Genomic DNA, 12,370 nt, shown 5'->3' with positions numbered 1-12,370 from the left:
TAGTATAGACCAAAACAAAGATTAAAGTCGCATACAAATAACAAAGACTAGTTATTTGTAATCAACACCATAATTGCCATCAGCATGATCATTCTTTTTCAAACGCATGTTCACCGCTAATCGTTTTGGGTAGACCGCAAATAGAACGTGCCGTTTGCATACCAGCCATTACAGCAGTTTCAACACAGCCCGCATTAACTCCGGTTTTTATCCAATCGCCAGTGATCCGTAAATTGATAAACTGACTACCATCAGTTGCAAGGCGGTATTTACTCGAATCAACCACAGATAACACATAGCGCTCACTGGGGTCTATATTAACGCGCCAGTACTGCTGTTCTGATACTGGTAAAATACTGTGAGGATCACTATAAAAAACCTGCCAATCAAATTTGTTATCAACATACGCATCAGGCCAAAGTGCCTGCATATCTGAACTAAACAAATTATGCATGTTGCGTTTGACTTCTGCCTTCATTTGCTCTGGAAACTGATGTGCAGTTGCAGGAGGGTAACTATCACAACTAAATGCACTACAAAAATAAGCAATATTTTTTGGGCCACTGTCGCTTGGCCAATCTTCTTTATCGACTAAATTACCCATCGCAGCCCAGGTATCAAACGGCTCAACAAAGCCACTTAATATAGGCCCCTCATTGCTTGGAACTGTGTCTTTAAAACCCAGTTGCTGGTTAGTTTTATTCAACCAGACTTGGCAAGCTTGCGTAGCCACACTTTGAACTTTTGTTGCTTGTAGAGAGAGCGCATAATCAACAGCGAGTAATTCAGGGGCTACATGCTCAAGTGAAGCAACCGACACACCTAAAATAAGCGTATCAAAGTCGATACCATGACGAAGAGTGATAGATGGCAGTGCTGTATTAAAATGCTCTTGGTAAACTTCTGGCCAGTTACTCCAAAAAGACTCAAGGTTTATTTGATACTCTTGCAGAAGGTGTGCTTGTTCAGAATTAATTTGTGAGTAAATTGGCTCACTTGGCCAACAAGGTAATTGTTTAACATCAATTAACGGCGCATAGTCTTCATTTTTTAGGCTCACTTGCTGACAAAGCTCTATTTCACTTACCAGCGGCTCACCTTGGTCAGTTTGCCCAGCAGATAAGTTAGTTAACTGATGGAAGAACTTAAACTTAACGCCACGCTGTTTTAATAATTCATAAATTGGCGCGAAAATAACATCGCCCATACCCGCTTGCATTTTCCACATTACACCGCCTTTATAGCAAAGGCCAATACGTAACATAGCAAGCGCAGCCACACCGGCTTCAACATTCGGCTTATTAAAATCACCATTTGGATAAGCAAACACTAAATCATAAAAACCGCGTACCGGTGCTGAATTCACACTGTAAGTTTTGTTAGCTCCATTTTTTTCAAGCCACTGACGAAAATCGTAGCAATTAATGACACCAAAGCCATCTCGGTAGACTTTATCTTTTATCAGCCCTGTGAGCATAGCAATGGCTAAGTCAGCGCAGATATAAAGTCGTCTTAGTTCTGCGTTTTCATCCAGTAAGTCAATTATCTGCTCTTTGAACCAACGCTTTATCTTGCGAACGATATACCAAATAACGAGGCGATCAGCTTGTTTACTTGTGTGGGTTGTTTGCTGCGAAGTAAACTGCAATAAGTGCGTCAGTAATGAGCGAGGACTTGATACTACTTCTGCCGCTCCCGCCTCAATATCATCGATAAATTGCCTTGCCCCACTAAGCTGGGTATCAATATCCGTTTTGATCTCTTGGTACATATACTTAAGTAAAGACTGATCTCGTGATTTTTTGGTCACCAATTTTGTTTTAGTTTGGTGCTGCTGACACACTAGCTCAATGCCTTCTGTCCATTTTTTGAGCCATGCTAATGTCATGGTGATAAAATCCCACACCGAAATATCAAGGCTGCCATCAGCAGGATTTCCAGCAACAGTTGGAAAATCAATAGGCCAAGTTTGCCATTCGTTATCAATGAATTCTTGCAAAGCAATAAAACTATGCGGTTTGAATGCCTGCTGCCAGGTTGCCAGCGAACAACTAGCAGGTCGGTTGAGTGAGTTATATACTCCTTCAAGGGTACGAAAACTATTTACATAAGCACCAAACCACACATGTAAACCATGCTCTTCAATACGCTGACCAAAATGGCTATTACGACCACTTGCGCCCTTGCCTCCTAAGCGCCAGCCCTGTTGATACACGGTTATTTCACGATGTTGCTGCCAGTCTGACTGCTCTGTCAGATAAACTGCAGCGGTCATTGCTGCTACACCGCCACCGACAATAGTAATTTTTTCTTTTTGCATGGTTATCCTTTACTCTGGTAAAACTTGAGTTGCGCCAAGTTGGTCAAAATCCATATTGACGTAAAACGGTAAGTGAACAGATTGTTTGCCAAGTGCTATGCCGAACATGTCATTAAGCGGAAAACTCGCCAGAGATTTAACATTAAGCTTAAAATCATTGTGTAAAAGTGTTAACTGATGGACTTTTTTGATTACAGACGGTGAATGAACCACGCTCTGATAAACTGCTTTATCCCCCTCTCCATCGGGAAATTGCTTAAACAAAATTTGATCCATCTGGGGATGAATGAAACCCTCTAACAATTGTTTTAGCAGTGCTAAATCAATACCTTTAATTTGAGGATCAAATAAATCAGTAACGCGTTTTGAAAATCGTGAAACGTTGTCGAGCAAATTTTCAGAGATGCTCGCGTCCGTTTGCTCAATAATTAGCAACTCATGCATTGCTAATTTAGAATCAGGTTTAAACACATCAAAGCATTCAAGGGATAGAGCAAACCGACCAGCGTCATCTAACGCAGATGGCATTTGATATTCACATAAATATTTATTGTAACCCCACGCCTCTCTGCCATTAATTAAAGCATAAATGTTATTTACGCTGATAAACGCCGGATACCAATAGAGGTGATTAATATCTCCCTTGACCATTTTTGCTACGGGAAGCCAAATAATGATATCCGTTTCTTGCATCCACCCATGCTCTGAAAAGGGAGGTGTCAAAGAGGAGATTTTTTCTATGTCAGTGAAGGTGAGCAAGCAACTGCTACCTAATACATTAAAAGAGACTGAATCTGTAGCCAGTAAATTCAATGTAGTATCAACATAAGCCTGCATCTTTTGCTCACATGCTGAGACAAAAAAACCATACATTTGCGCATTCGTCATGCGACAGGGAGGTTTAGCAACAGGGTTCGATAAAAAGTGGCTGTAATTTGAATGGTCCGTCATAGTTATTACTTACAATATTGTTTAGTAATAACTATAGACTAGTCTTTATGCATTAGTCACGAGTTGTTCGCAATCATGGCTGAGCAAAAGTTGTTTTGTAAAATACTGAAAAGCGCGTTGATTAAAGTTATCTGATAAAGGGTTCATAAACCCATGCTCATATTGTGTAATATCACATTGAACACCTGCTTTGGCTTTTAAAGCAGACACCACCGGAGCAAGCTCAAAATGCGTTTCTTTTTTAGGAAAAATAAACCTAAATGGAATAGACGCTTCAAGCTCAAGGTGATTTCTCACTTGTGATGGGTAAAAAGCAATAACCCGTTTTATCGCTGTATTTTTCAACTCTGCTTGAGCACGCCAAACGGCTGTTGCTCCAGCACTAAACGCGATAATTGTTGTAGGCTCACGCAGGGATGACATTTTCAGATACACTTTTTCGAGATAACCGTCATGGCCACAATGAGTCAAAAAGTGTTGATATTGAAACTGTTCATTAATAGGAAGTTGAATTTGACCCGAATATGGATCACATAGGCACGTTTTGCCACGAAGCTGCTGAGCAAGCTGGGTTAAATGCGCAGTTTTCCCAAAAATATCCGTTACTAACAGGTAATTCATGGTCATACCTATTTATTGTTGTTTTTGTGCCAATTCACACTACACTTGTTTCGAAAAAATATCCAGAAATTAATTGCTGTGTTTAAAAAATAAACCTTGCACTATGAAAAATCTTAACGTAATCTATTTCTCTGGTTTTAAAAAAACCTCGCGGTTAACCCCTTACCTTGATCCAGTAATTCCCGCATATTCGTATAAACACTTGCAACCCGAGTTGCTAAATGACATTTAGATGAATTTATAAATCATCACTAAACTGTCACAAACTTAGTCAACACTGTATGCAAGACAACAAATGTCGGTCTGTATTTTTTAATGCCTTTTAAAGCTCTACAGACACAGACAAAAAGAAAGAGTGAGTTTTATTATGTCATATAAATACAATGGATCTTTGATCCAAATCGCACATCCAGTGCAATCAATTTCGGTTAACAAACAGCGTGTAATCTTTAGTGACACGCAGGGCTTGAAAAATGCCATTTTCCAAAAGGCGAGTGATGCCCGTCAATTTGTTAAGTGGTTAAAAGCCAACTAAAACCAACCAATTAACGCCAGCTACAATGCTGGCGTTATAGTCTACATACCTACTATCACAAACCTAAATCCCTGCTAAACTTAGATTTAACAATACTTAATTATAGGTAGTAACAATGCGTCGTTTCTGGTTGCTTTTGTTATTTTTTTGCAGTGCTGTTTCACAGGCAACTGAACAACCAAAAGTCATTGAGTGGATCATGGTTGATTTTGCTCCCTACTACATCATGAATGACAAGTATGAAGGTACAGGGCGAGATGAGAGCGTAATCAAACTGCTTGAACAAGCGATGCCTGATTACACTTTTAAGCGCTCCCTCTTTCCTGCAAGTCGCGCAGTGCATGAGCTATCAAATCCATATAATAATTACTGTATGCTATCTTTGTACCAAAGTGAGCATCGCCGTCAGCATATTGTTTTTTCTAAACATACATCAACAGTTGGGTTATCCCCTTCTATAGCAATTAGAAAAGAGTTAGTGAACACTCTAGAACTGAACACAGCAAAGCCTGTTTCATTAAAAACATTACTTGCAGATAAGCACCTTGCTCTTGGAGTGTCTATGAGTCGCTCATTTGGTAAAGACATAGATAACGTTATAAACACCAGCCATGATGCCAATATTATCTCAAGACCCGGTCGCGACACTTTAGCAAGTTTGACATACATGCTTAATAAGAAACGAATTGATATACTGCTTGGCTACCCCAGCGAGCACTACTATTTAGCTCGTTCAATGGGATTTGAAGATGAGCTCACACAATTGACACTGTCAGAGGCGCCCGATTTAAGCCTTGGTTATATTGGCTGTACGAATAACGAACAAGGTAGTGAGCACATAAAACAGTTAGATATTACGCTTGAAAAAATAGCCCATACTCAGTCTTTTCACGATGTGATGATAAGGTGGCTACCCGATAATTTGCAGCCTATTTTGGAAAAGAGATTAATTAAAAGAAATGAAAGTGCCGCCCATTAAACGGCACTGATTTAAACTGTTGTTACTTACGAATACCTTCAATAAATAAACCAATATCAACATGTGTTGATGCTGGGCCAAGGTTGTAGTCGATACCATAGTCAGCTAGTTTTAGGCTTGTTTCGCCTTCAAAACCAACGCGGTAACCACCCCAAGGATCTTTACCTTCACCAATTTTATCAATTTCAAAAGTAATGGTTTTAGTAACACCATTTAAGGTAAATTCACCTGTAACATCCGCTTCATCACCGTCTTCATCAAATTTAATTGATGTACTTTTAAATGTTGCAGTTGGGTATTTATCAACATTTAAGAAGTCTTTACCACGTAAGTGCTTATCACGCTCGGCATGATTTGAGTCGATGCTTTTAGTATCAATCGTTACATTGATTTTAGAAGCATTAGGAGCTTTATCGTCATAGCTAAAATCACCTGAGAAGGTGTTAAAGCGACCATGTAACCAGCTGTAACCTAAGTGCTTAATTTTAAAAGTAACAAATGCGTGCGCACCATCTGTATCAATAACGTAGTCAGCTGCATTTGCGTTAGCTGTTGAGAAAAGTGCAGCACTTAGTGCTGTACCTAATAGTAATTTTTTCATGTTAATCATCCTTCAATGGTTTGATCATTCTAATTAAGGTTTTATCTTTATCGATAAAATGATGTTTTAGTGCCCCTAAAGCATGTAAAACAACCACAGCTATTAGCCCATACGCGGCATAAAAGTGAATTTTACCTGCAATATCTTCTTGGTTCGCGACCGACTCGGGTAATGCCGGTACAGCAAATAAATTAAATACTTCAATTGCACGGCCATCAGCCGTAGAGATTAAATAGCCCGATGTCACGATAACGATTAGAGCTAAATAAATCAGTTTATGTACTGAGTGAGCAACATGATTCATTGCCTTTGAGCTACCAGCAACAGGCTCAGGTTGAGTACCTAACAAGCGCCAACCAAAACGAAACAACAATAATGCCGCTAAGGTAATACCCACGCTTTTATGTAAATCCAAAGAGCCTTTGTACCATGCGTCATAATAGGTTAACTCAACCATATACACGCCTAAGCCAAACAAACCAAACACCCCTAGAGCCATTAACCAGTGCACTAAGATGGCGACCCAGCCATAACTTGACTTTGAATTCTTTAACATACTCATTTCCTATGAGAATTACGAAACTAAGTACAGCTTAGCTTAGGATTTATATAATGAAAATAGCGTAAAACGAACAGCTTCTGTGCGTATATGCACATTTCAGGGTAAAGAGGAAAGTTAAAAGGCAAAGGTCATATAACTATTAACTTTGAGTAGCTTAAGAAAATTAAGTTTTATATTTTACTTGCTGTTATTTCAATCCTGTACACTTCAAGACCCTCAGTCCCAACCTCAATCGTTGCAGGTTCGTTAAGGTTTACCATTAACTTAGGTTCTTGAAATTTATTATAAGAGCCATTTTCAAATTTATAGAGTGCTGACGTTAGTGTCACAGTTTGCTCGTTCAATGTAGGGGTTACATCAAATTTAAGAATATCATCTGCGGTCACTGTTTGAGTTTTGTCTTCTTCAGTTTTAACAACGTGCGTTTTTACAAGTTGATTATTCAAATAAAGGTTAAGGTCTAATTGCAAACTTTCTGCAGCTGAGACACCAAATGCAGCGAGAGATAACAGTAGCATTCCTAACTTTTTCATTATATTTTCCTTAATAGTAGGCTTACCCAAAATGGGAAAACTAACTTATCAGCTACTGAGTCTAGGCGCAATTGTTTAACACTTTGTAAGTTAAGTGTTTTATTAGAATACAAAGCACACTTTAGTGATTATCTTTATCTTGACTGGTGATGACCTACTTGCCATGAAGAAGTCACAGATTTTGAAACTTAAATCTAACCACTTAAAGCTTTAAACAGAAAAATTTTAGCTTCCAGCTATTCGCTTTCTTCCACCAAACCAACATAAATCTGGCTATTGGCATCTACCTGAAAGCAGCTGATCAAATTTTCTTTCACCAGTTCTAACATGGCGATAAAGCTAACTACAACACCGCTTCTGCCCTCTTCAATAGTAAAAAGAGTATGAAAAGGTAATTGTGATTGGGCTTCTGAGAGCTTATCTAAGATTAAGCTCATACGTTCACGGGTCGATAAAGCCTCTGCGGTAATATGATGGTGCTCAAATGTTTTAGCTCGGGCCATAACGTCGCTTAGTGCCACTAACAAGTCTTTCATGTCAACGTCAGGTAACAGTAACTCACGCTCACCAAATTCTGGCACCATTGCTTCGGCTACAAAGATATCGCGGCCTTCGCGAGGAATTTCGTCAAGGTTTTCGGCAGCTTTTTTAAATTGTTCGTATTCCTGTAAACGTCTTACAAGCTCAGCTCGTGGGTCTTCTTCCTCTTCAAGCTCTTCATGTTTTGGTAGCAATAATCTTGATTTAATTTGTGCTAATAAAGCTGCCATGACAAGGTATTCACCAGCCAGTTCAAGCTGAAACTCACTCATCATTTCAACATAACTAACGTATTGCTCAGTAATGCTAAAAATAGAGAGCTCTAGCACATCTAGTTTGTGTTTTTTGATTAAATACAGAAGTAAATCAAGAGGGCCTTCAAAGGTCTCTAAAATGATCTCCAACGCATCGGGAGGAATATATAAGTCTTCAGGTTTGTCGACCACCGCTTTGCCATGCAAAAAAGCCAGTGGCAGCTTTTGCTGTACTGGCTCTTGTAAGTTATCTTGGGCATCAAGCTCTTGGCTAGTCAATGAAATCTCTACAGTTCAAATGGTTTAGTATCACCACAACCCACACGTAAAATTTCGATATCATCATCCGACAAATCAATCACTGTGGTTGCTTGTTCAGGAAGATAACCACCATGAATTATTAAATCAACTTGCTTTTCAATGCGATCGCGAATTTCATCAGGATCAGCTTCTGTAAATTGCTCACCCGGTAAAATTAAAGAACACGACATTAAAGGCTCACCTAACTCAGCCAATAAAGCACAAGTGATCGGATGTTCTATAACACGGATACCAATGGTTTTTTTCTTCTCGTTCAATAAACGCTTTGGTACTTCTTTAGTGCCTTTGAAGATAAAAGTATAAGGCCCTGGAGTGTTATTTTTAATTAATCTGAATAACTGATTATCAACGCGAGCATAGGTTGATAGCTCCGATAAGTCGCGACATACCAAAGTAAAGTTATGATGTTTTTCAACACCACGGATACGCTCAATGCGCTCTTTTGCTTGCTTATTACCAATACTACAACCAATTGCGTAGCCTGAATCGGTTGGATAAACAATCACACCACCTTGTTTAATTATATCAACCGCTTGGCTGATCAAACGTGGTTGCGGATTATCTGGATGAATATGAAAAAACTGACTCATTATACGCTCCTATTGCCCTTCCCATGCTTGCCAAACCCCTTGGCAATCTTTTGGTAAGTATAAATTTTTACCCAGCTCTAACCAACTTGTCGGAAAATGAAAATCTGAGCCTTGCGATGCAAGTAACCCGTATTCACGACTCAATTCACCTAAAAACTGGCGCTCACTCGGCGCTTGCTGTGGTTGTGCCACTTCCATAGCATCGCCACCCGCGTCTTTAAACTCAATAATTAACTTACGCAGCCACTTATTCGACATTTGATAACGCCCAGGATGTGCAAGTACAGCAACTCCACCAGCTTGATGAATAGCAGCAATTGCTGTTTGCATATCGCACCAACTACTTGGCACATAGCCTGTTTTTCCTCGCCCTAAGTATTTTTTAAATACGCCTGGGAAGTTTTTAGCTACACCACGCTCAATCAGTGCACGGGCAAAATGCGCGCGTGTGATTTGTGCGTTTTCAGCAAATGTTTTTGCTTGGTCGTAAATGCCTTCAAAACCATTTTTAGCAAGGCGGCGACCTATCTCGGTTGCTCGCTCTTCACGTTTGGCTTGTTGCGCTTGTAATAATGACAACAGTGAGTCATTTTCATCATCAACATTTAAACCAACAATATGAATTTCGAAGCTTTCCCATTTTGTTGATACTTCAACACCAGCAATTAATTTAAGCGGTAAATTATCATCAGCTATGACTTGGCGAGCTGGTTTTATGGCACTTAACGTGTCGTGATCGGTAATTGCAAACACATCTATGTTTTTCTCAACCGCGCGGTGTAACAATTGCTCGACTGATAGCTGACCATCAGAGTATGTGGTGTGGCTATGTAAATCGTATTTTATCAAAGGGAAAGACTGCTTTACGTAAGTTCTTGAATCAATGATGTGAGTATAACAAAAATTTACTGCGAGGGCGTGATTATCTTTTTATGTTAGACATATAGCTGTGTGTACTAGTCACATAAATGGGCAATTACGATAGGTAAATACACAACACGTATTAATATGTAAATTAATGCTTGACAGTATCGGCTCAGGTACGCTTTACTGTATGCACTTTCAGACACGTTAAATAAGAAACAACAATGAACAAAACAATTCAAATCACAATTTGGTGGTGGCACTCGTAACAAGCGGGTGACGAATTGTCGTGTCTAACGATTTCTAAACCCGCTCATGTAGCGGGTTTTTTTATATCTAAATTTTAAGGTTTTATAATGAATTACATAGCAACTCTTACACATCATTGGTGGTGGCGCCTGGCTTAGCGGGACGGTAAGGGTCTATCTAATTTATAGGCATCTTTATACGAACCCCGCCAAGCATCGCTTTGCGGGGTTTTGTTTTTTAAAGAGTTTTTGGGAATGAGGGAGAATGAGGTTTGATTTTTAGTCATATAACAACGACACCGGGTGAAGTAACCAGTATCACTCAAGTGCGCGATTACATAAGTAGCCCACTTGCGTTATACAGTTTACTCGATAAGCCTAACTCACTGCTGTTAGAGTCTGCTGAAATTGATTCTAAAGACAGTGTAAAAAGTCTAATTTTGGTTGACTCAGCGCTACGTATTGTTTGCCAAGGCAAACAGGTCACACTCACAGCACAGTCAAATAACGGCAAACAATTACTGCCTTATTTACAAAGCCATGTGCAAAATTGTTCTGCAGAGCTTGTAGAAGACACATTAACCTTAACCTACAACGAGATTGCCAGCGATATTGATGAAGCCAGTAAACTAGTTGCAGATAACGCATTTAGTGCACTACGCAGCTGCATAAATAGTATTAAAAGCACCACAGACAATCCGTTTTCTGTGTTTTTAGGTGGTGTGTTTGCCTACGATATGGTTGCTAATTTCGAAACTCTTTCTGATGTGCCTGACGGCGAAAATAGTTGCCCTGATTATGTTTTCTATCTAGCCGAAACGTTAGTTGTCATTGACCACCAAGCAAAAACAACTGAGCTAATTGGCAATGTGTTTAACGGCCCACAAGTCCATGCTAATTGCTTTGAGGTTGGTCAACAGTTAGAGCGTTTAAATGCTGTTTGCGACAATGCACAAAGCTACCAAGGGCAAAAGCAAGCAGGCTCAAACCCAATCTCTGTGGATGTAAGCGACGAGCAATACTGCGAACATGTCATCAAGTTGAAAAAGAACATCGTTGATGGCGATATTTTCCAAGTTGTTCCGTCACGTACTTTTTCTCTCGCCTGCCCAGACTCACTTCATGCTTACAGCCAATTAAAACTACAAAACCCAAGCCCATATATGTTTTATATGCGCGATGAAGAATTTGTGTTATTTGGCGCATCGCCCGAGTCAGCCCTCAAATATTGCCCAGAGAGTAAACAAGTTGAGGTATACCCTATTGCCGGCACTCGCCCTCGTGGCAAGTTTGCTAACGGGCAAATTAATCCAGACCTAGACAGCCGCATTGAGCTTGAACTTCGCAACGACCAAAAAGAGCGTGCTGAGCACCTTATGCTAGTTGATTTAGCGCGAAATGATGTTGCCCGTATTAGCGTACCAGGCACACGTCACGCGAAAGAATTATTAAAAGTAGACCGTTACTCACAAGTGATGCACTTAGTTTCACGCGTTGTTGGCACTTTAAAGCCTGAACTCGATGCGCTGCATGCCTACCAAGCCTGTATGAACATGGGCACCTTAGTGGGCGCGCCAAAGGTTCGCGCCGCTGAATTAGTTCGTCAAACCGAACAAAAACGCCGTGGCAGCTATGGAGGTGCAGTGGGTTATTTAACGGGCGATGGCGCTATGGATAGCTGTATTGTTATTCGATCTGCCTTTGTTAAAGACGGTACAGCCTACGTGCAAGCAGGTGCAGGTGTGGTGTTTGATTCAGATCCACAATCAGAAGCCAATGAAACCCGCGCTAAAGCACAAGCTGTGATCACTGCGATTCAATCGACTTACGAGGCACAATAATGACGACAACATCAGCCTATAAAATCTACTTTTTAGATAACTTTGATTCATTTAGTTATAACTTAGTCGATGAACTTTCTATGTTAGGGTGCCAGTTAGTGGTATACCGTAATAACATCAGTGCACAAAGCATCTTTGAGAAAATGTGCCAAGAGACAGTACCCGTGTTATTAGTGCTTTCACCCGGCCCTGGCGCGCCATCTGATGCGGGTTGTTTAATGGAACTCATTGAACTATGTAAAGGCCGCTTCCCTATGCTGGGTATCTGTTTAGGACAGCAAGCTCTAACACAAAGCTACGGCGGGGTTATTGGTCATGCAGGCGAAACTGTGCATGGCAAGTCATCAATTATTACGTTGACTGAGCACCCAGTATTCGCAGGTATGGGCGATAAAATGCCGGTTGCTCGTTATCATTCATTAATGGCAACTAAAGTCCCTGATGATGTTGAAGTAATTGCTTGTTATGAAAATATTCCAATGGCAATTTACCATCAACAAGATAATGCCCTTGGCTATCAGTTTCATCCTGAGTCAATTTTAACGCCAAATGGCGCATTGCTATTACAGCAAAGCATTGAATTTTTAACCGCACGCGTGCAGTAGAGGAA

Annotated in this window: 13 protein-coding genes; 4 read left to right on the top strand and 9 right to left on the bottom strand. The window is 40.2% G+C overall.

From position 1 onward, the window contains the following. Window positions 1–88: 88 nt before the first annotated feature. From AAEU31_RS18500 to AAEU31_RS18490, 3 genes are all read right to left on the bottom strand, one after another. A complete protein-coding gene (locus AAEU31_RS18500) occupies window positions 89–2,320 on the bottom strand; it encodes an NAD(P)-binding protein (RefSeq protein ID WP_421967983.1) in 2,232 nt (743 codons plus the stop codon). Window positions 2,321–2,329: 9 nt separating this feature from the next. Further along, a complete protein-coding gene (locus tag AAEU31_RS18495; protein ID WP_421967982.1) occupies window positions 2,330–3,193 on the bottom strand; it encodes an acetoacetate decarboxylase in 864 nt (287 codons plus the stop codon). A gap of 123 nt (window positions 3,194–3,316) precedes the next feature. Beyond that, on the bottom strand, window positions 3,317–3,892 hold the full coding sequence (locus AAEU31_RS18490; RefSeq protein WP_421967981.1) for a dienelactone hydrolase family protein: 576 nt from the start codon (window positions 3,890–3,892) through the stop codon (window positions 3,317–3,319). 367 nt (window positions 3,893–4,259) lie between these two features. Here AAEU31_RS18490 and AAEU31_RS18485 point away from each other — a divergent pair, with 367 nt between their 5' ends. Together AAEU31_RS18485 and AAEU31_RS18480 are read left to right on the top strand one after the other, a co-directional pair. Continuing rightward, on the top strand, window positions 4,260–4,427 hold the full coding sequence (locus AAEU31_RS18485; protein WP_165381452.1) for a hypothetical protein: 168 nt from the start codon (window positions 4,260–4,262) through the stop codon (window positions 4,425–4,427). A 115-nt stretch (window positions 4,428–4,542) separates the two neighbouring features. Further along, complete coding sequence (locus AAEU31_RS18480; RefSeq protein ID WP_421967980.1) at window positions 4,543–5,406, top strand: hypothetical protein; 864 nt, start codon at window positions 4,543–4,545, stop codon at window positions 5,404–5,406. Between the two features lie 22 nt (window positions 5,407–5,428). On the opposite strand, the gene AAEU31_RS18475 is transcribed toward AAEU31_RS18480, so the two are convergent. The 6 genes from AAEU31_RS18475 to rnm all read right to left on the bottom strand — a co-directional run bounded on the left by AAEU31_RS18475 (window position 5,429) and on the right by rnm (window position 9,656). Continuing rightward, window positions 5,429–6,007 (bottom strand): YceI family protein, encoded by a 579-nt coding sequence (locus AAEU31_RS18475; RefSeq protein ID WP_135925208.1) that lies wholly within the window; start codon window positions 6,005–6,007, stop codon window positions 5,429–5,431. Window position 6,008: 1 nt separating this feature from the next. After that, window positions 6,009–6,563, bottom strand: a complete 555-nt coding sequence (locus tag AAEU31_RS18470; protein ID WP_063529650.1) for a cytochrome b — start codon at window positions 6,561–6,563, stop codon at window positions 6,009–6,011. A gap of 176 nt (window positions 6,564–6,739) precedes the next feature. Continuing rightward, entirely contained in the window at window positions 6,740–7,102 is a 363-nt protein-coding gene (locus AAEU31_RS18465) for a hypothetical protein (protein ID WP_421967979.1), read from the bottom strand. A 236-nt stretch (window positions 7,103–7,338) separates the two neighbouring features. Then, window positions 7,339–8,175 carry a segregation and condensation protein A gene (locus tag AAEU31_RS18460; protein ID WP_421967978.1) on the bottom strand — a complete coding sequence of 279 codons (837 nt, stop codon included), beginning with the start codon at window positions 8,173–8,175 and terminating at the stop codon, window positions 7,339–7,341. 8 nt (window positions 8,176–8,183) lie between these two features. Next, window positions 8,184–8,807 carry an L-threonylcarbamoyladenylate synthase gene (locus AAEU31_RS18455; RefSeq protein WP_135925218.1) on the bottom strand — a complete coding sequence of 208 codons (624 nt, stop codon included), beginning with the start codon at window positions 8,805–8,807 and terminating at the stop codon, window positions 8,184–8,186. 9 nt (window positions 8,808–8,816) lie between these two features. Next, complete coding sequence (gene rnm, locus AAEU31_RS18450) at window positions 8,817–9,656, bottom strand: RNase RNM (protein WP_135925220.1); 840 nt, start codon at window positions 9,654–9,656, stop codon at window positions 8,817–8,819. 535 nt (window positions 9,657–10,191) lie between these two features. On the opposite strand from rnm, the gene AAEU31_RS18445 reads away from it, so the two are divergent. Together AAEU31_RS18445 and AAEU31_RS18440 are read left to right on the top strand one after the other, a co-directional pair. Further along, window positions 10,192–11,760, top strand: coding sequence for an anthranilate synthase component 1 (locus AAEU31_RS18445; RefSeq protein WP_421967977.1), 1,569 nt, complete (start codon window positions 10,192–10,194; stop codon window positions 11,758–11,760). After that, the gene (locus tag AAEU31_RS18440; protein ID WP_135925225.1) at window positions 11,760–12,365 is read left to right on the top strand and encodes an aminodeoxychorismate/anthranilate synthase component II; all 606 of its coding nucleotides are present in this window, start codon (window positions 11,760–11,762) and stop codon (window positions 12,363–12,365) included. Before AAEU31_RS18445 ends, AAEU31_RS18440 begins: the two co-directional genes overlap by 1 nt. Window positions 12,366–12,370 lie beyond the last annotated feature (5 nt).

This window comes from Pseudoalteromonas thalassia (assembly GCF_049257215.1).
Lineage (GTDB): Bacteria > Pseudomonadota > Gammaproteobacteria > Enterobacterales > Alteromonadaceae > Pseudoalteromonas > Pseudoalteromonas lipolytica_C.
This window is presented reverse-complemented; position numbering and strand designations above follow the sequence as displayed.